The organism is Streptomyces sp. NPDC031365 (assembly GCF_055569765.1).
Window position 1 is genome coordinate 66,330 of record NZ_JBVIIM010000009.1, and the last position, 18,678, is coordinate 85,007.

Annotated in this window: 17 protein-coding genes and 2 pseudogenes; 8 read left to right on the forward strand and 11 right to left on the reverse strand. The window is 72.0% G+C overall.

From position 1 onward, the window contains the following. The first annotated feature begins 4 nt into the window (after window positions 1-4). Window positions 5-1,438 carry a S28 family serine protease gene (locus ACZ5C2_RS15900; protein WP_468790725.1) on the forward strand — a complete coding sequence of 478 codons (1,434 nt, stop codon included), beginning with the start codon at window positions 5-7 and terminating at the stop codon, window positions 1,436-1,438. Between the two features lie 13 nt (window positions 1,439-1,451). On the opposite strand, the gene ACZ5C2_RS15905 is transcribed toward ACZ5C2_RS15900, so the two are convergent. From ACZ5C2_RS15905 to ACZ5C2_RS15915, 3 genes are all read right to left on the reverse strand, one after another. After that, the gene (locus tag ACZ5C2_RS15905) at window positions 1,452-2,099 is read right to left on the reverse strand and encodes a hypothetical protein (RefSeq protein ID WP_468791035.1); all 648 of its coding nucleotides are present in this window, start codon (window positions 2,097-2,099) and stop codon (window positions 1,452-1,454) included. Between the two features lie 152 nt (window positions 2,100-2,251). Next, window positions 2,252-4,096: a glycoside hydrolase family 3 protein gene (locus ACZ5C2_RS15910; protein WP_468790727.1), complete on the reverse strand. Its 1,845-nt coding sequence runs from the start codon at window positions 4,094-4,096 to the stop codon at window positions 2,252-2,254. A gap of 618 nt (window positions 4,097-4,714) precedes the next feature. Further along, window positions 4,715-5,623, reverse strand: a complete 909-nt coding sequence (locus ACZ5C2_RS15915; RefSeq protein WP_468790729.1) for a LysR family transcriptional regulator — start codon at window positions 5,621-5,623, stop codon at window positions 4,715-4,717. Window positions 5,624-5,733: 110 nt separating this feature from the next. On the opposite strand from ACZ5C2_RS15915, the gene ACZ5C2_RS15920 reads away from it, so the two are divergent. Then, window positions 5,734-6,720, forward strand: coding sequence for an EamA family transporter (locus ACZ5C2_RS15920; protein WP_468790731.1), 987 nt, complete (start codon window positions 5,734-5,736; stop codon window positions 6,718-6,720). A gap of 48 nt (window positions 6,721-6,768) precedes the next feature. Here the strand turns inward: ACZ5C2_RS15920 and ACZ5C2_RS15925 are convergent, their stop codons facing one another. Continuing rightward, on the reverse strand, window positions 6,769-7,569 hold the full coding sequence (locus ACZ5C2_RS15925; protein ID WP_468790733.1) for a sugar phosphate isomerase/epimerase family protein: 801 nt from the start codon (window positions 7,567-7,569) through the stop codon (window positions 6,769-6,771). 357 nt (window positions 7,570-7,926) lie between these two features. Further along, window positions 7,927-8,973: a LacI family DNA-binding transcriptional regulator gene (locus ACZ5C2_RS15930; RefSeq protein WP_468790735.1), complete on the reverse strand. Its 1,047-nt coding sequence runs from the start codon at window positions 8,971-8,973 to the stop codon at window positions 7,927-7,929. Between the two features lie 247 nt (window positions 8,974-9,220). Between ACZ5C2_RS15930 and ACZ5C2_RS15935 the strand changes: the two genes are divergently transcribed. Genes ACZ5C2_RS15935 through ACZ5C2_RS15945 form a run of 3 tightly spaced genes read left to right on the forward strand, consistent with a single transcriptional unit; the run spans window position 9,221 to window position 12,368 of the window. Continuing rightward, on the forward strand, window positions 9,221-10,372 hold the full coding sequence (locus ACZ5C2_RS15935; RefSeq protein ID WP_468790737.1) for a Gfo/Idh/MocA family protein: 1,152 nt from the start codon (window positions 9,221-9,223) through the stop codon (window positions 10,370-10,372). Continuing rightward, a complete protein-coding gene (locus tag ACZ5C2_RS15940) occupies window positions 10,369-11,523 on the forward strand; it encodes a dihydrodipicolinate synthase family protein (RefSeq protein ID WP_468790739.1) in 1,155 nt (384 codons plus the stop codon). Before ACZ5C2_RS15935 ends, ACZ5C2_RS15940 begins: the two co-directional genes overlap by 4 nt. Next, window positions 11,520-12,368, forward strand: a complete 849-nt coding sequence (locus tag ACZ5C2_RS15945) for a sugar phosphate isomerase/epimerase family protein (protein WP_468790741.1) — start codon at window positions 11,520-11,522, stop codon at window positions 12,366-12,368. Before ACZ5C2_RS15940 ends, ACZ5C2_RS15945 begins: the two co-directional genes overlap by 4 nt. Here ACZ5C2_RS15945 and ACZ5C2_RS15950 read toward each other — a convergent pair. The 6 genes and pseudogenes from ACZ5C2_RS15950 to ACZ5C2_RS15975 form a co-directional block, all read right to left on the reverse strand. Beyond that, a pseudogene (locus ACZ5C2_RS15950) lies at window positions 12,366-12,929 on the reverse strand (AraC-like ligand-binding domain-containing protein); the annotation flags it as partial. The gene ACZ5C2_RS15945 and the pseudogene ACZ5C2_RS15950 overlap by 3 nt on opposite strands. 505 nt (window positions 12,930-13,434) lie before the next feature. Then, complete coding sequence (rbsD, locus tag ACZ5C2_RS15955; protein ID WP_468790743.1) at window positions 13,435-13,824, reverse strand: D-ribose pyranase; 390 nt, start codon at window positions 13,822-13,824, stop codon at window positions 13,435-13,437. Continuing rightward, window positions 13,821-14,753, reverse strand: coding sequence for a ribokinase (locus ACZ5C2_RS15960; protein ID WP_468790745.1), 933 nt, complete (start codon window positions 14,751-14,753; stop codon window positions 13,821-13,823). The genes rbsD and ACZ5C2_RS15960 overlap by 4 nt, the downstream gene beginning before the upstream one ends. Before the next feature lie 122 nt (window positions 14,754-14,875). After that, a pseudogene (locus tag ACZ5C2_RS15965) lies at window positions 14,876-15,352 on the reverse strand (substrate-binding domain-containing protein); the annotation flags it as partial. Window positions 15,353-15,478: 126 nt separating this feature from the next. After that, complete coding sequence (locus ACZ5C2_RS15970) at window positions 15,479-16,303, reverse strand: maleylpyruvate isomerase family mycothiol-dependent enzyme (protein WP_468790747.1); 825 nt, start codon at window positions 16,301-16,303, stop codon at window positions 15,479-15,481. 149 nt (window positions 16,304-16,452) lie between these two features. After that, window positions 16,453-16,863, reverse strand: coding sequence for an ATP-binding protein (locus ACZ5C2_RS15975; RefSeq protein ID WP_468790749.1), 411 nt, complete (start codon window positions 16,861-16,863; stop codon window positions 16,453-16,455). A 221-nt stretch (window positions 16,864-17,084) separates the two neighbouring features. On the opposite strand from ACZ5C2_RS15975, the gene ACZ5C2_RS15980 reads away from it, so the two are divergent. Genes ACZ5C2_RS15980 through ACZ5C2_RS15990 form a run of 3 tightly spaced genes read left to right on the forward strand, consistent with a single transcriptional unit; the run spans window position 17,085 to window position 18,655 of the window. Continuing rightward, complete coding sequence (locus ACZ5C2_RS15980) at window positions 17,085-17,921, forward strand: helix-turn-helix domain-containing protein (protein WP_365897788.1); 837 nt, start codon at window positions 17,085-17,087, stop codon at window positions 17,919-17,921. Window positions 17,922-17,927: 6 nt separating this feature from the next. Continuing rightward, entirely contained in the window at window positions 17,928-18,137 is a 210-nt protein-coding gene (locus ACZ5C2_RS15985; RefSeq protein ID WP_468790751.1) for a DUF397 domain-containing protein, read from the forward strand. A gap of 8 nt (window positions 18,138-18,145) precedes the next feature. Next, window positions 18,146-18,655: a hypothetical protein gene (locus tag ACZ5C2_RS15990; protein WP_468790753.1), complete on the forward strand. Its 510-nt coding sequence runs from the start codon at window positions 18,146-18,148 to the stop codon at window positions 18,653-18,655. Window positions 18,656-18,678: the final 23 nt, after the last annotated feature.

The following is an 18,678-nucleotide window of genomic DNA, read 5'->3' on the forward strand; positions in this document are numbered from 1 at the left end:
GCGCATGCGCAAGGCGCTCAGATGGCTGCTGGCACTCACGGTGCTCATAGGCACACTGGGTACGGCCGGGGCGGCCACCGCCGCCGAGCCGGAGGCCACCGGCACCACTGACATCAAGGAGAGGCTGCTCTCCGTTCCGGGCATGAGCCTGATCGAGGAGAAGCCGTACACCGGGTACCGCTTCTTCGTTCTCAACTACACGCAGCCGGTCGACCACCGCAGGCCCGCCGAGGGCACGTTCCAGCAGCGGATCACCGTGCTGCACAAGGACACCGCGCGGCCGACCGTCTTCTACACCGGCGGCTACAGCGTCTCCACGACGCCGCGCCGATCCGAGCCGACGCAGATCGTGGACGGCAACCAGGTCTCCATGGAGTACCGCTTCTTCACCCCGTCCCGGCCCGAACCGGCCGACTGGTCGAAGCTGGACATCTGGCAGGCCGCCAGCGACCAGCACCGCATCTTCAAGGCGCTGAAGGAGATCTACAGCGAGAACTGGATCTCCACCGGCGGTTCCAAGGGAGGTATGACCGCCACCTACTACGAGCGCTTCTACCCGCGTGACATGGACGGTGTGGTCGCCTACGTCGCCCCCAACGACGTGGTGAACAAGGAGGATTCGGCCTACGACCGGTTCTTCGCGGGCGTCGGCACCAAGGAGTGCCGCGACCGGCTGAACGGGGTGCAGCGCGAGGCGCTGGTGCGCCGGGCACCGCTGAAGAAGAAGTACGAAGCGGCCGCCGCCGAGAACGGCTACACCTTCGACACCGTCGGCAGCCTGGACCGGGCCTACGAGGCCGTCGTCCTGGACTACGTGTGGGGCTTCTGGCAGTACAGCACGGTGGCCGACTGCGCGGACATCCCCGCGGACGCCAAGAACGCCACCGACGACGAGATCTGGACCTCGGTCGACACGATCTCCGGCTTCTCGTTCTACACGGACCAGGGGCTGAGCCCGTACACGCCGTACTACTACCAGGCCGGTACGCAGCTGGGCGCGCCGACCATCAAGTTCCCGCACATCGAGAAGAAGTACGTCCGCTACGGCTACCAGCCGCCGCGCAACTTCGTGCCCCGCTCGATCGACATGAGGTTCCAGCCGTACGTCATGCGGGACGTCGACACCTGGGTCCGCCACAACGCCCGGCAGATGCTGTTCGTGTACGGCGAGAACGACCCGTGGGGCGCCGAGCCGTTCCGGGTCGGACACGGCGCGCGTGACTCGTACGTGTTCACCGCGCCCGGTATGAACCACGGCGCGAACGTGGCCGGTCTGGTCGCGAAGGAGAAGGCGTTCGCCACGGCCCGCATCCTCGACTGGGCGGACGTCGCCCCGAGCGCGGTCCAGGAGAACCCGGCGGCCGCGAAGCCGCTGGCGACGTTCGACGCGAAGCTCGACAAGCGGGACGTCGAGCGGCAGCGGACGCTGCGGCCGTAACCTCCGGACGGGACTACACCGGGCGGGCACAGCCCACCGGTGCGGTCCCGCCGAGCCGGACGTAGAGGGCCGTGGACGCCGGGCACTTGGCCCGGGTGTCCACGGCCTTCGTCACCTCGAACTCCGGCTCGTGCCGGCCGCTCCCGTCGCAGGCGGTCTCGCGGACCTTGCCGTCGCCCAGGTCGTAGACGCAGTCGCCGACGACGGTGCGCGGCCCGCCCCCGCCGCCCGGGTCCCCGGGATGCGGCGGCTGGAGGTGGCGCATGCAGGCGTAGCCGCGCGGTACCGCTCCGTCGCCGTCCTCGTCCAGGGAGGGGCGCTGCTCGCTGATGTGCAGGACGAAGTCCGTGGTCGCCGGGCAGTGCGGCCCGTCGCGCACCGTCCCGTCGTGACGGGCGACCACCCGGGCCGCCGCGCGTTCACCGGCGCAGGACACCTCGGTGAAGCTCGTCCGGCCGAAGGAACTGCACTCGTCGACCGCGAGGAACACCGCCCCGTACCCGGACGTCCGCACCGGCGTCGGCGACACCGTGGCGGCCTGTCCGCCGGGCCGTTCCTTGCCGTCGGCCCCGCCGCCCGGCGCGCTCTGGCAGCCGGTGAGCAGCACCGCGCACGCCGCCGCGAGCGCGGCCGGCGTCCCCCACCTGGTTCTCACGTGCATCGTCATCCCCCGGACACTCCCGTCCAGCGTGTCCCGGCGGACCGGGGCACGCCAGACATGTGGGGTGATATGCGCACGTTGGGTGTGATGCGTCGGGTGTGTGGCGTACGGGTGCTACGTCCGACTGGGTACGGGCCGTCCGTCCCCGGCGGCTAGAACCTCAGCCCGTACCCGACCGGGTACAGCGCCGTCGCCGGGTCGTCGGCCCGCTGCACCGGGACCGGAAGCGTCCCGCGCGGGTTCACCTTGCCCGCGATCACCCGTGCCGCCGCCTGCAGTTCGACGTCGGTCCAGGAGTACGACGCCAGATACGCCGCGACACCGGGCAGATGGGCCACGTCGTAGGGGTTGCGGATCGCGACCGCGACGACCGGCTTCCCGGTGGCCAGCAGCTGCTCGACGAGTGTCTTCTGGCTGCTGGTCGCGCTGACGTTGTACGTTCCGACGATCACCGCGTCCGCGTCCTGGGCCGCCGCGACTGCCCTGGCGACCGTTGCCGCCGACGGTGCCGTGCCGGTGGACAGCGCGGTGGCGGTGAAGCCCAGCTCGGTCAGGGCACCCGCGAGCACCCCGGTCGGCGGCCCTGTCGTACCGGACGGGGAGGCCGGGTCGGCGCCGACGACGAGTAGTTTCGGCTGCCTGCGCCGGGACAGGGGCAGCAGGCCGCCCTCGTTGACCAGCAGGGTGGTGGTGCGCTCGGTGATCCGGTCGGCGGTGGCGAGGTGCGCACGGGTGCCGACGGTGCGGTCGACGCCGGAGTGCGAGACGTACGGGTCCTGGAACAGGCCCAGCCGCGCCTTCAGCCGCAGTACCCGCAGGATCGACGCGTCGAGCCGGTCCTCGGTCAGCTCGCCGTCCCGTACGGCGCCCAGGACGGCGTTCCAGGCCACGTCCAGGGAGGGCGGGTTGAGCAGCTGGTCCACGCCCGCCTTGAGCGCCAGCACCGGCACCCGGTCGTCGCCGTACTTCGTCCGTACGCCCTCCATGCCGAGCGAGTCGGTGACCACCACACCGTCGTAGCCCAGCTCCTCGCGCAGGATGCCGGTGAGGATCGGGTGGGAGAGGGTGGCGGGGTCCTCGGAGTCGTCGAGGGCCGGCACGACGATGTGCGCGGTCATGATCGAGTCGATGCCCGCGGCGACGGCGGCCCGGAACGGCGGCGCGTCGAGCTGCTCCCACTGCTCGCGGGTGTGGTGGATGTACGGCAGTTCGGCGTGGCTGTCGGTGAGCGTGTCGCCGTGTCCGGGGAAGTGCTTGGCCGTCGAGGCGACGCGGGACGACTCGTAACCCTTGACCTCCGCCGCGACGAGGTCCGCGACCGCCTCCGGGTCGGCGCCGAAGGAGCGGACGCCGATGACGGGGTTGGCCGGGTTGACGTTGACGTCGGCCACCGGGGAGTAGTTCTGGCGGATGCCCATCGCGCGCAGCTCGCGGCCCGCGATCCGGCCGAGGGTGCGGGCGTCGGAACGGGAACCGCCCGCGCCGACGGCCATCGCCCCCGGGAACAGCGTGGCGGGCTCGCCCACGCGGGCCACGATGCCGTGCTCCTGGTCGGTGGAGATGAGGACGGGCAGCCCGCGCGGCAGAGCGAGGGAGGCCTTCTGGATGCCGTTGGACAGGTCCGCGATCTGGTGCGGGGCGCGGGTGTTGTGCGCCCAGGCGAAGTAGATGATGCCGCCGACCCGGTACCTGGCGAGCAGTTCGGCGGCCGTGCGGACGCCGATCTCCTTGAGGTTGGCGTCGATGTCGGCCTGGTCCGGGTCGGTGGCGGAGTGGCCGTAGACCCGCATCACGAACAACTGGCCGACCTTCTCCTCCAGCGTCATACGGGAGATGAGGGCGCGCAGCCTTGTGTCGTCGTGGGCGGAGGGGCCGGGGGCCGCGTGGGCGGTCCCGCCGGCCGCCAGGGCGGTGGTGACGCCCGCCGTGGCGGCGAGGACGGTACGTCTGGACGGACGTGCGGTGCTTCCCGTGCTTCCGGTGCTGCTGTCGGGCACGTGCGCTCCTTTGGAAGGTGATCCGCGGGGGGCCGGGGATCCGCTGAAGGACATCCTTGAAGGAAACTGCCAGGAGGTCACCAATATCCGGGAAGTTTCTGCCAGTCAAGGGAATGCGCAGCAACCGGTGAGGGGCCGTCACCGGCGCGGTAGGAGGGGGGCCGCGCCGGTGACGGCGTGCTGCCGGCCGTGGCGCGGTGGAGAGGGTGGGTCGGCGATCGCCGCCAGCGGCGAGGGCCGACACCGCACCACGTCGGACTCGTCCGGCAGCCTGCCCATGGGACGGACGGGGGCGGGGACGGGTTCCCCACCGGTCCCGGATTCCCCGAAGTCGGGACCCGGGGGCCGGACGGGGTGTGCGGGGCGGCGGTGTCGCGCTGCCCGGAGCCGGACCGTCCGTAGAGGGCGCCGGGGGTGGGCGCCGCCCCGTCGGGCCCCCGTGGGGCGGGGGCGAGGGGCGTTCCTCGGCGGGTCGCGTCCACTGGTGGGCCGACGCCTCGGGGGCGGTGCGGGTCGACGGGGGTGGTGGGTGGCACGGGGGTGGTGGTGGTACGGGGGTGTCGCCCGTCGGACTCCCGTGGGGCGGGGCCGAGAGGTGGGTTCCCCGGGCCGTGTCCGCTAGTGCGCCGACACCTCGGGCCAGTGGTCGCGCAGCGTGCGGACGGTCTCCGCGATCGCCGGGCGGCGGGCCGCACCGGTGCGCCACAGCGCGTACAGCCGGCGTACGGGCATGGGATCGAGCGGCACTTCCACCACCCCCTCGGGCAGCGCACCGCGTCCCAGCCGGGGGATCAGCGCGATGCCGAGCCCGGCCGCGACCAGGGCGACCAGAGTGGGGTTCTCGTCGGCCTGGTGGACGATGTCCGGCTCGTGCCCGGCCGCGCGCAGGGTACGCACCAGCCACTCGTGGCAGACCCGTCCCGGCGGCTGGCAGATCCACCGTTCGCCGCCCAGCTCCTCCCGGCGCACCGCCGTACGCCCCGCGAAGGGATGGCCCCTCGGCACCAGCAGATCGCACAGGTCGTCCCCGACGACCGCCTGCTCCACGCCCGCCGGGGCGGGCAGCGGCGCGATGTCCCAGTCGTGCGCGACCACGAGATCGACGGCGCCCTTGGCGACCAGGTCCACGGAGAGATGGGGGTCGATCTCGGTCAGCCGGGTGTCGAGCGCGGGATGCCGACGGGCCAGGTCGGCCAGCACGGGCGGCATCAGCCCGCGCGCCGCCGACGCGAACGCGGCGATGGTCAGCCGTCCGGCCGGCACGCCGCGCCGCTCCTCCAGCTCCGTCTCCGCCCGCTCCACGATCGCGATCAGCTCCCGCGCGGCCCGCACCAGCTGATGCGCCTCGTCGGTCAGCCGTACGCCCCGGCCCTCCCGCTCCAGCAGCACGGTCCGCGTCTCCCGCTCCAGCTTGGCGATCTGCTGGGACACGGCGGAGGAGGTGTACCCGAGCGCCACGGCGGCGGCACCGACGGTGCCGTGCACCGAGACGGCGTGCAGGGCGCGCAGACGCTGGAGGTCGAGCATGACGGCGGCTCCCGGTCGGTCGGCGATGCTTCACCGGTTAGCGATGCTTCATCCAACCATGCAGGAATCGTCGCTGGTGCTGAAGCGTGGCGGCCGGTGATCCTCGACGTATGCGACCGTCCCACGTGCTCCTCGCCGTCCTCGTCACCGCCGTGTGGGGAGTCAACTTCACCGTCATCGAGGTCGGGCTCGACCACTTCCCACCGCTGCTTTTCTCCGCCCTGCGCTTCCTCGTGGCGGCGCTGCCCGCGGTGTTCCTGGTGGGGCGGCCCACGGTGGCCTGGAAGTGGATCGTGGGAGTGGGACTGGCGCTCGGGGTGGCCAAGTTCGGGCTGCTGTTCGTCGGCATGGACGCGGGGATGCCGGGCGGCCTGTCCTCCCTGGTGCTCCAGATCCAGGCGGTCTTCACGGCCCTGTTCGCCTTCGCGCTCCTCGGCGAACGCCCCTCCCGGATCCGCCTGGCGGGCATGGCGGTGGCGCTGGCCGGGATCGGGGTGGCGGCCGTCGACGAGGGCACCTCCGGGCCACTGCTCGGCTTCGCCCTGGTCGTCGCGGCGGCGGCCTGCTGGGGAGTCTCCAACATCCTCACCCGCAAGGCCGCGCCCCCGGACGCCCTCAACTTCATGGTCTGGGTGAGCACCGTCCCGGTCCTCCCCCTCCTCGCCCTCTCCCTGCTGGTGGAGGGCCCGTCTGCCGACCTCGACGCGCTGCGCTCCCTGGACTGGCGGGGCGCGGGCACGGTCCTCTTCGTCGCCTGGGTCGCCACGGTCTTCGGCTTCGGCGCCTGGGGCTGGCTCCTGCGCCGCCACCCCGCCTCCACGGTCGCCCCCTTCTCCCTCCTCGTCCCGGTCTTCGGCATGTCGTCGGCCGCCCTGTTCCTGGGCGAGTCGATGACCCCGCTGCGGTGGTGGGCGGCGGCGCTGCTGGTGGGCGGCGTGGCACTGGCCTCCGCGCCACCCCGTCACCGGCCGGCGCGCCCCGCACGGCTCCGCCGCAGGACCCCGCCCCACGACCCCGGTGACCGACCTGCGGAGCAGTCCTCAGGGGGCGCGGGGAACCGCGCGGCCAGCCAGAACGCACCCGCACCCGCCCCATGAACTCGGTGACCGGGCAACCACGCCCGTCACCCGCACCCCCCGGGGAGGTCAGGCCGCTTCGTTCAGCAACCGCGCCAGGTACTCCCGCCCCGGGCGAAGTAGCTCCGGCAACGCCGCCGCATCGGCATACCAGCGCTTCTCATACTCCCAGCACAGCCACCCGTCCCAGCCGTGCCGCGACAACACCTCCACGACGTCCGTCAGCGGCAGCACCCCCGCACCGAGCGGCAGCGGAGTCGTGTCGTCGGCCGAGGCGATGTCCTTGACCTGGACATAGCCCAGGTGCGGCGACAGCGCCGCGAAGCTCTCCACGGGCTGCTCACCGCCGAGCCATGTGTGCATCACGTCCCACAGCGCGCCCACCTGCCGGTGCCCGACCAGACCGAGGACCCGCATGGCGTCGGCACCGGTGCGGTGCGAGTCATGCGTCTCCAGCAGGATGCGTACGCCCAGGTCGGCCGCGTACTCGGCAGCCGTGCCCAGCCGCCGGGCGGCCGTCGCGTCCGCCTCCTCGGGACTCTGCTCGCTGCCGCCGCCCGGGAAGACCCGGACGAACGGGGCGCCGATGTCCCGGGCGAGGTCGAGAAGGGCCCGGACCTCGCCGATGACGGGACCGTCCTCGCCGGGCGCGGCGACCCGGACGTATCCGGCGAGGCCCAGCAGCTCGACACCGGCTGCCTTGAACTCGGCGGCGACATCGGCCCGTTGCTCCGGGGTGAGGCCCGGGTGGACGGGTTCTTCGGGGTGGGCGCGCAGCTCGACGCCGTGGTAGCCGTGCGTGGTCGCGAGGCCCAGCACATCGGTGAGGGGCAGGCCGGGGACACCGAGGGTGGAGAACGCCAGCTTCATAAGATCGGACACTACCCGCGACCGGCCGGGTCGACTCCTCCCCATTACTCCGTTGTCGCGGCTCACCGGTGGGCGGGGCCTCACGCGCCCGTCCCGTCGGCGGTTTGCGGAAACCAGTTCGAACGAGCGCTCGGCGCCGTCGCGGGGAGACGGGCGTCCCGCCACCCGGCAGCACCGGCACAACGATCAGTCACAGCCCGTCCACCGGGCCTCGTCCCCGGCACCCTCCGAACGCCGCACCGCCACATCCCCACAGGGGTACGGGGAACTGCGCGACCAGCCACCGACCACCCGCACGGCCGTCCGCCGCGCACCCCCCGCGTCACACCGGCCGCTCCCGGAACAGGGCCGGCCCGACTACGTCCGCGGCCCCGCCGCAGAACCCCGCACCATCAACTCCCCCCGCACCACCGCGATCCCCCCGGGCGGTGCCTCCTCCCGACCCATGGCGATCCGTCCCGCCCGCGCCCCCGCCTCCGCCAGCGGCAACCGCACCGTCGTCAGCGCGGGCACCACGTCGATGCTGAACGGCAGATCGTCGAACCCCGCCACCGACACGTCGTCCGGGATCCGCCGCCCGGAGTCCCGCAGCGCCGCGCACGCGCCCAGCGCGACGGAGTCGTTCGCCGCGACAACGGCCGTCAAGGACGGGTCGCGCCGCAGGAGTTCGAGCGTGGCCTCGTACCCCGACAGCCGGTCGTACCGCCCGTGCACGGTCCACCGGGCGTCCTCCTCGATCCCGTGCGCGGCCAGCGCGGCCCGGTGTCCCTCGAGCCGGTGCCGCGTCGTCGTCCGTTCCTGGGGCCCCGCGATGTAACCGAGCCGCCGGTGCCCCAACCCGATCAGGTACTCGGTGAGTTCCTGCCCCCCGCCGCGGTTGTCGAAGGTCAGCGCGATCGCCCCGGTCTCCGGTGCCTGCGGCCGCCCGCACAGCACCACCCGCGTCCCGGCGTCCGCCAGCTTCCGCAGCTTCGCGTCCATCGCAGCCGTGTGCGGAGCGCTTTCGATGGCGCCGCCGGTCAGTACCACCGCCGCCGCCCGCTGCCGCTGGAGCAGTGTGAGATAGGTCAGTTCGCGCTCCGGTGAACCCCCCGTGTTGCACACCACCGCGAGTCTCTCCCCGCCCGCGCGTCCTCCGGGCCCTCCGATCTCCGCCTGGATGGCGCTCGCCATGATCCCGAAGAACGGGTCGGCGATGTCGTTCACCAGGATGCCGACCAGGTCGGAGGTGGCGGCGGCCAGGGCGCTCGCGGGTCCGTTGAGCACGTAGTCCAGTTCGTCCACGGCCTTCAGCACCCGCTCGCGGGTGGACGCGGCCACGGGATAGTTCCCGTTGAGCACACGCGACACCGTCGCGGGTGAGACCTGTGCGCGCGCCGCCACGTCCGCCAGGGTCACCGTCATGTCTCGTCCTCCGGTCGCGCGTCTCGTCGTCGTTCCGAGCAGACCCTACGGCTCCACGTCCGTTTGTTCGCCCCCTCGAACAAGTCGGCCGTGCGACGGCCTTGTCCGCGACGCCGTTCAGAGGCTAGCTTCTCCTTGTATAGAAAGCGCTTGCTGTGACGTTCACCAGTCACCCGCCCCGCGACGGCCCCCGCCGCGTGACAGGTGGGGCGTACGCGGCGCGCGGACCGCGTACGAAGGGAACGACGTGACACGCAAGACGGTGCGTATCGCCATGAACGGTGTGACCGGACGCATGGGTTACCGGCAGCACCTCGTCCGCTCCATCCTGGCCCTGCGCGAACAGGGCGGACTCGACCTCGGCGACGGCACCGTGCTGTGGCCGGAGCCGGTCCTGGTCGGCCGCCGTGAGCACGCGCTGAGGGCCCTCGCCGAGCGGCACGGCCTGGAGCACGTCTCCACGGACCTGGACGCGGTCCTCGCCGACGACAGCATCGACATCTACTTCGACGCGCAGGTGACCTCGGCCCGCGAGGAGGCCCTCAGGAAGGCCATCGCCGCGGGCAAGCACCTCTACACCGAGAAGCCCACCGCCACCGGCCTCGACGGAGCCCTGGAACTCGCCCGCCTGGCGGACGCGGCCGGCATCAAGCACGGTGTCGTCCAGGACAAGCTCTTCCTCCCGGGCCTGCTGAAGCTGAAGCGCCTCATCGACGGCGGCTTCTTCGGCCGCATCCTGTCCGTGCGCGGCGAGTTCGGCTACTGGGTGTTCGAGGGCGACTGGCAGGACGCCCAGCGCCCCTCCTGGAACTACCGCGCGGAGGACGGCGGCGGCATCGTCGTCGACATGTTCCCGCACTGGGAGTACGTGCTGCACGAACTGTTCGGCCGCGTGAAGTCCGTCCAGGCACTCACCGCCACCCACATCCCCCAGCGCTGGGACGAGAACGGCAAGCCCTACGACGCCACCGCCGACGACGCCGCCTACGGCGTCTTCGAACTCGACGGCGGCACCGTCGCCCAGATCAACTCCTCCTGGACGGTCCGCGTCCACCGCGACGAACTGGTCGAGTTCCAGGTCGACGGCACCGAGGGCTCCGCCGTCGCGGGCCTGCGCTCCTGCCGTGTCCAGCACCGCTCCGCCACCCCCAAGCCGGTCTGGAACCCGGACATCCCCGCCACCGAGGTCTTCCGCGACCAGTGGCAACAGGTGCCGGACAACGGTGAGTTCGACAACGGGTTCAAGGCCCAGTGGGAACTGTTCCTGCGCCACGTCTACGCCGACGCCCCCTACCACTGGGACCTGCTGGCGGGCGCCCGGGGCGTCCAGCTCGCCGAACTCGGCCTGAGATCCTCCGCCGAGGGCCGCCGTCTCGACGTACCGGAGATCGCGCTGTGACCCTCCGCCTGCCCGGCGCGGACGGCACCCTGCGCGCCTACGAACCCCGCACCGAACCCCGTGCCCTGGCGACCCCCGGCGCCCCCCTCACCTCCCGTACGGTCTTCTCGGCCGCGCACGTCGTCGCCGACCCGTACGCCGACACCACCCCCGACTCACCGGCGGCCGTCGACTGGGACGCCACCCTGGCCTTCCGCCGCCACCTGTGGTCGCACGGCCTGGGCGTCGCCGAGGCCATGGACACCGCGCAGCGCGGCATGGGACTGGACTGGCCGGGCGCGGCCGAGCTGATCCGCCGCTCGGCCGCCGAGGCGAAGACGGCCGGCGGCCGCGTCGCCTGCGGTGTCGGCACCGACCACATCACCGGCGGCACCCTCGCCGAGGTCCGCACGGCATACGAGGAACAGCTCGCCCTCGTCGAGGAGTCGGGCGCGCAGGCCATCCTGATGGCCTCCCGCGCGCTGGCCACGACGGCGAAGGGCCCGGACGACTACCTGGAGGTCTACGGCCACCTCCTCCGCCAGGCCGCCGAACCGGTCGTCCTGCACTGGCTCGGCCCGATGTTCGACCCGGCCCTGGAGGGCTACTGGGGGTCATCCGACCTCGACGCCGCCACCGACACCTTCCTGGAGGTCATCGCCGCCCACCCCGACAAGGTCGACGGCATCAAGGTCTCCCTGCTCGACGCCCAGCGCGAGATCGACCTGCGCCGCCGCCTCCCGCGGGGCGTGCGCTGCTACACCGGCGACGACTTCCACTACCCCGAGCTGATCGCCGGCGACGACCAGGGCTTCAGCCACGCCCTGCTCGGCATCTTCGACCCGCTCGGCCCGCTGGCCGCCGAAGCGGTCCGGGTGCTCGACACGGGGGACAAGGACGGCTTCCGCGCCCTCCTCGACCCCACCGTCGAACTCTCCCGCCACCTCTTCCAGGCCCCCACCCGCTACTACAAGACGGGCGTGGTGTTCCTCGCCTGGCTGGCCGGCCACCAGAGCCACTTCACCATGGTCGGCGGCCTCCAGTCGGCCCGCTCCCTGCCGCACTTCGCCCGCGCCTACGAACTCGCCGACGGTCTCGGCCTGTTCCCCGACCCCGAACTCGCCGAGGAACGGATGAGGACCCTGCTGCACCTGTACGGAGTGACCCCATGACGACCACCGGCCTCGCCCGCTTCAGCATCAACCAGATGACGGTCAGGCAGCTCACCCTGCCGCAACTCGTCGACGCCTGCCGGGACCTGGGCGTGCCGGGCGTGGGCCTGTGGCGCGAGCCCGTCCAGGCGTACGGCGTCGAGGCGGCCGCGAAACTCGTACGGGACGCGGGCCTGGCCGTGACGACGCTGTGCCGGGGCGGCTTCCTCACCGCGAGCGACCCCGCCGAACGGACCGCCGCCCTGACCGACAACCGCCGCGCCGTCGACGAGGCGGCCATGCTCGGTACCGACACCCTGGTCCTGGTATCCGGTGGACTCCCGCCCGGCTCCAGGGACCTGCGCGGCGCCCGGGAACGCATCGCGGACGCGCTCGCCGAACTCGGCCCCTACGCCGGGGAGCACGGGGTGAAACTGGCCATCGAGCCGCTGCACCCCATGTTCGCCTCCGACCGCTGTGTGGTCTCCACGCTCGCCCAGGCCCTCGACCTGGCCGAACGCTTCCCCGCCCGGCAGGTCGGCGTCACCGTGGACACGTACCACGTCTGGTGGGACGACACCGCCCCCGCGCAGATCGCGCGCGCGGGCGCCCAGGGACGTATCCACAGCTTCCAGCTCGCCGACTGGACCACCCCGCTGCCCGAGGGCGTCCTCAACGGCCGCGGCCAGATCGGCGACGGCGCGGTCGACATGCGGGAGTGGAGGGGATACGTGGAGGCGGCCGGTTACACCGGTCCCATCGAGGTCGAACTGTTCAACGACGCGCTGTGGGCCCGTGACGGCCGCGAGGTGCTCGCCGAGACGGCGGCGCGGTTCGTGCAACACGCGGGCCGGCTGAACGGCTGAACGGCACAACGGCTGGAGGGTGGAGGGCGCAGGGCTGTGCGCGGGGGGGGCGCAAGCCGTGCGGTGCCGGATCGGACGCCGACGTTCGCCGGCACCGCACGGTGCCGCCCCCCGCCGGGCCCGGGGCAGACTGACGACCACTGTCGTCGACCGCCGTGACGTCCTGTTGATGCGGACGTCGTAGGGAAGACTGCTGTCGATCATGATGAAGTGCTCCGGCCCGAACACCGTCTCGGTGCCGTCCTGCGCCACCGCGCCGTCGCCGGTGAGCTGGCAGTTGATCTGGAGGACCTCGGGGTCGAGACGCCGTATGGTGCGCGGTGTGCGCACGGTGTCCAGGTGCGGCAGGCTCAGCTCGGCGATCTGCAGGTCCCCGAGCTGCAGGAGCCGCATCGTGGCCCGGAAGTCGTCGCTGCGCTCACTGCGCAGCAGATTGGGTACATGCGTCCGCGTGGCGATGTCCTGCCAGAGGTCCCACCGCTCGGCGGGCGCCACCACATCGGTACGTAACTCCTGTACCAGCATTGCCACTCGCCCCCAACGCCTACCGGGTGGCCGCATCCTGCCCGGGCGGACATCGTAGGGAACCCGGCCGCGAAAACCTCCCGCGAAAGCCGTGCAACCCTTCCCGCACCTCGCGGGTCGTAGTGTGCGTCAGGACTTCTGGGAGGGGACCCCGGGGGGGACTTGAGGGGTTCTGGCAGGGGAGGGAACCGAGAGGGCCCGGTCGACGGACCGGGCCCTCTCGAAGTCGTCCACGCTGCGCCTCGCGTGCCGCGCGACGCCGGCCATCCGCCTCCCCCGAGCGGCCGGTGATCCCACTCCGGCTCACCCGCGGCGCGTCCTTGCGTCGCCGAGCCGCATCGCATCGAGGGCGGCCGTCACGCTGCCCTCGATGCGAGGGTGGGCCCGTCGGACGTCGGATGGAAGGAGCACACGGTCCAGCCGCCCGGGCAGGGACGCGAGGGTTCCGGCAGGGGAGGGACGGCAGGGGAGGGAACGGCAGGGGAGGGAACGGCAGGGGGCCGGTCGACGGACGGGCCCCTCGAATTCCGGCCGGTCCGCCTCAGAAGAACACCCCGCAGCGCAGCAGCACGTTCGCGTACGGCCGTGCCTCACCGGTGCGCACCACCAGCCGCGCGCCCGTGCTCAGCTCCTTGAGCCGCTCGTGCGGCACCAGCGCGAGAGCGGGGAAGTGGCCGGCCAGTAGCCCGGCAGCCGCCGGGTTGGCGTCCCGCACCTCGGTCGCCGCCGTCGCGCCCTCCACCACCAGTTCGGTCAGCAGCCCCTCCAGCACCTCGGCGAAGGACGGCACCCCGGCCCGGAAGGCCAGGTCCACCACGCGCGGCCCGTCGGGTATCGGCATGCCGACATCACATACCAGCACCCCGTCCCCGTGCCCGAGTTCGGCCAGGGCGCCGGAGAGATGCCGGTTCAGGATCCCGTGCTTCTTCACCGGGCGCCGCCTTCCGACCCCGCCCGCAGCCCGGCGACCTCCGGCGCCGTCGGGAAGGACACCTGCGCACCTTCCTTCGTGACCGTCGCCGCCCCCACCCGGGCCGCGTACGCCGCCGCCTCGGCGAGCGGTTCGCCCGCGCCCAGCCGCCAGGCCAGCGCGGCGGTGAACGCGTCACCGGCACCGGTGGTGTCCACGGCGTGCACCTTGACGGACGGAACCCGGGCGACCCCTTCCGAGGACGCCACGAGCGCGCCCTCGCCGCCCAGGGTGACCACCACCGAACGGGGCCCCTTCCCCAGCAGCAGCCGCGCCCAGTCCTCGGGTTCGTCACTCACCCCGGCGCTGTCGCCCAGGATCACCTTCGCCTCGTGCTCGTTGACGATCAGCGGGTCACAGGCCGCCAGCACCTCCGTCGGAAGGGGGCGCGGCGGGGACGGGTTCAGTACGAACCGGCTGCCCGGGACCAGACTCCGCACGACCTCCACGACCGTCTCCAGCGGGATCTCCAACTGGGCGGAGACCACCCGCGAGACGTGGAACAGGCTCCCGGCCGCCCGCACGTCCTGAGGCCTCAGCCGGCCGTTGGCACCGGGGGAGACCACGATGCTGTTGTCCCCCGACGGGTCCACCGTGATCAGCGCGACCCCGGTCGGGGCCCCGCCCACCAGCACACCCACCGTGTCCACCCCGGCCGCCCGCTGCGAGTCCAGCAGCAGCCGCCCGTGCCCGTCGTTGCCGACCCGGGCCAGCAGGGCCGTACGGGCGCCGAGCCGGGCGGCCGCGACCGCCTGGTTCGCGCCCTTGCCGCCCGGGTGGACGGACAGGTCGGAGCCGAGCACCGTCTCGCCGGCGCCCGGCCGGCGCTCGACACCGATCACCAGGTCGGCGTTGGCCGAGCCGACGACCAGGAGGTCGTAGTCGTACATGAATCGCTCCCCGATCCGAGTGAATCCGCGTGGGGGGCGGGCGGTCGATGTGACCGCCCGCCCCGTGTGCCCGTGTGCCCGTGTGCCCGTGCGGCCGTGCGGCCGTGCGGCCGCGCCCGGCGTCAGCCCTCGAAGCCGGCCACGTTTTCCTTGGTGACCACCTTCACCGGCACCTTCACCATCTTCTCCACCTTCTCGCCGTCGGCGGCGCGCAACGCGTTCCGCACCGCGATCCGGCCGAGTTCCCTCGGCTGCTGCGCGACGGAGGCGTACAACGTGCCGGCCTCGACAGCCTTCAGCCCGTCCGGGGTGCCGTCGAAGCCGACGACCTGGACCGACTTCCCGGCCTTGGAACCGAGCGCCTTGATCGCGCCGAGCGCCATCTCGTCGTTCTCGGCGAAGACACCGTTGATGTCCGGGTGCGCCTGGAGCAGGTTCGTCATCACGTCCAGGCCCTTGGTGCGGTCGAAGTCCGCGGGCTGCTTGGCGACGACCTTGATGCCCGGGTAGTCCTTCAGCCCTTCGGCGAAGCCCGCGCCGCGCTCGCGGCCGGCGGAGGTGCCGGCCTGGCCCTGGAGGATGACGGTGACTCCTCCCCCGGCTGAAGCCGAGGGCTTCTCGCTATGCCGGGTTGGCGTCGCGACGGACCCGCCCGGCCCATGGAAGCCGAGATTAGCGACCGGGTGCGCGGCGACAGCGGCCGGGCTGACCAACGAACGCCCGGGTCAGGGCACGTGGAACAGAGTGGGGAAGCGGAGGGCGAGCCAGGGTCTGCGGCCCCAGGCGAGCACGGCTCCGCGTGCCATGGCCTGCCACGGGCCCATCCGTCCCAGCGCCATGACGAGGAAGGCGACCGGCTCGGTGAGAATGGTGCAGTCCGAGCGCTCCGGCGGGCCGGGAAGCACCTCGACCGTGCCGTCGGTGAACGTGACGCCGAAGGTCTCGCCGCCCCGGACGCGCACGGTGTAACGGGCCGTCAGCGCGGAGGCGGCGGCGACGCGCGGCATCGCCGTCTTCAGGAACGGCAGGCAGAGCCCGACCCGCGTCTCGTCGATCATGTGCGGCCGACGCAGCCCACGGGCGAGATCGTAACCGTGGCCCAGCATGTGGGTCAGCAGGTACGAGGCGAAGACGTCCCTGTCCATGAGGCCGAGCGGGGTCAGGAACGTCCGGCCCGCGGTCCCTTCCGCCGTGGCCCGGCCCATCGCGTCCAGGAACGCGTCGGCCTGCTCCACGATCATCGCGGCCAGCGGTTCCGCCGCGCGCTCGGGGAACTCGACGAGACTCTGCGCGTTGGCCGCCGCGAGACTCTGCGGCGTGCCGTCTCCGTAGGCGCGTTCCTGACCGGACGCGATATCGGCCATCAGGCGGTTGGCCAGTGCCAGGTGGGCGGCCGTCTCGCCGACGGTCCACTCCAGCCCCGGTACGGGAACGGTCATGTCCGTCGCGCCGTCCAGGAGTACGGCGATGGCACTGGCGGTCTCCCGTATCGCCCGGCCGAGTCCTTCCGGCAGGGAGTCCCTGGTCCTCGTCTGTGTTCCCCGGTCCACGCCGCTCGTTTCTCCTCGCGTCTCCGTGACCACCCAGTTCGTAGCGCGGTACGAAACCAGACCGACCGGTCAGTAGCAAGGGTGTGGGCGCCCGCACGGAAACCGGGGCCGGGGCCTGTCCGGCGCAGCTCCGCCGGACAGGCCCGCGCTCAGGCGGCACCCAGCTCGCACCACACGTACTTGCCCCGGCTGCCGTCCTTGGCCAGGGGCTGCCACCCCCACACATCTGCGCACGCCCGCACCAGGGCGAGACCCCGCCCGTCCTCCGACTCGTCCTCCGCCGCGAACGGCCTTGGCGGCTGCGGAGGTTCGGGGTCCGCGTCCCACGCCCCGATCCGCAACGTTCCCGGCGGCGACCAGTGCACGCGCAGGCCGGCGGGGCCCTTGGTGTGCCGTACGGCGTTGGAGACCAGCTCCGCGGCGAGGAGTTCGGCGACGTCGACGAGGCCGATCAGCCCGTGCACGGTCAGGATGAGGCGGAGGGTACGGCGGCTGACGGTGACGGCGCGGAGGTCGTGGGGGATGTAGAGGGAGTACTCCCACGGTTCGTTTTCGGGCATGCGGGACTCCGTTGTCGGTGAGGGGAGTTGGTCGAGAGCGGGACCGGCGTCATTGCCGCGGCCGTCATGGCAGGACGGGGCGGTGCGCTTCCGGTGACCCGGTGCCGCACGGTGTGCGTCGCGTTACCGAAAGTAGATCTAAATTTAGGGACGCGGCAAGCCGGTCGCGTAATCTGACGCCGAACGAGTGGCATCAACAGAGGTGTGAAGAAGGCCAATCGATGGTGAAGAGGCGCGAACCAACTGCACGTCAGCAGCGGCTGGCAACGGAGCTTCGCAGACTGCGTGAGGCTGCCGGCCTCAACTCCCGGCAGGCGGCGGCGCTACTCGGTGTGGCCCCCGCCCAGATCACCCACATCGAGTCCGCCCTCGCGGGTGTGAGCGAGCAGCGAATCCGTCGCCTCGCATCCCACTACGCGTGTACCGACGAGGAGTTCATCAACGCCCTTGTGGTCATGGCCACCGAACGGACGCAAGGCTGGTGGGAGGAGTATCGAGGTTCTCTGCCCACGTCGTTCCTGGACCTGTCCGAGCTGGAGCACCATGCCCGCTTCCTCCGACACGTGGCAATCCTGTACGTGCCGGGCCTGCTCCAGACCGAGGACTACTCACGGGCCGTCTTCTCGTCCAGGCTCCCGCAACTGACAGCCGAGGAACTTGAACTGCGCCTCCGCCACCGCAAGGCGCGCCAGGCGTTCACGCTTCCCTACGAAGCGGTGATCCACGAGGCGGCGCTCCGGATAAGAGTCAGCGACCGTGCCACCTCCAGGAACCAACTCTTGCGGCTCTTGGAGCTCTCCGAAGCGGAGAACATCTCTGTCCGTGTCATCCCCTTCGACATGGACGGCTTCGCCAGCGCCTCCAGCACGATGACGTACGTGGGTGGCCCCTTGCCCAAGCTGGACACTGTGATCCGCGATGCGCTGCACGGCTCGGCCTTCCTCGACTCCGAGGCCCAGCTCAACACCTACCGCGCGAGTTTCCATAGGGTGGAGGCTGCAGCGCTCGATCCCGCACAGTCGCGTGACTTCATCCTCGGTCTGGCGAAGGAGCTGTAGAAACCCATGGACAACTGGAAGAAGTCGTCATACTCGGGTCCGGGCGACGGCAACGAGTGCGTGGAGATCGCGACGTCATCCACCCACATAGCCGTCCGCGACTCCAAGGCCCCCGCCCGCGCCACCCTCGCCTTCCCCACCGCCGCGTTCGCCGCATTCCTCGCGGGGTTGAAGGAGACCGGAGCGGTGGGAACCGACACGTGGTCCCTCGGATGAGGCGGCTGGTGGCTGCCACGCGCCCGGTGTCGCTGCTCCTGTCGACCGTGGTCGCGGCCGGCACGCTCACCGGCTGCGCGCTGCAGGAACTCGCCAGGGATTGTGCGGGGACCGACGACCGGGTCAAGGAGATGGCCGGGCTCGACATCCTCGCCTCCCGGCCCGCCGGGGCGACGGTTGCCCCCGGCTTCGAGGAGGTGGACGCCGGTTGCTGGGCTGACAGCGGCGACGTCTCGGTGTACGCCTCCCGGACCTACGCGTTCCCCGGAACTCCGGCCGAAGTGGCCGCGCACTACCGGACGGCGGCGGCACGGGACGGATGGCGGCAGGACCCGGAAGCCGCGTCCGGCGGCGGCCTGTGCCTCGTCAAAGAGGGGACAGCCCTGCGGGTCGTCCTCCTCACCGCCGAGGGCCTCGCGGAGGACGGCCACGGAAGCCGCCCCGACCTCACCACCGGGGCCGGATACTCGGTCGAGGTCGATGCGGTCGTGAACCCGGATGCCGAGGCGGGCTGCTAGGCCCGGTCACCGCCGGCGCCCGA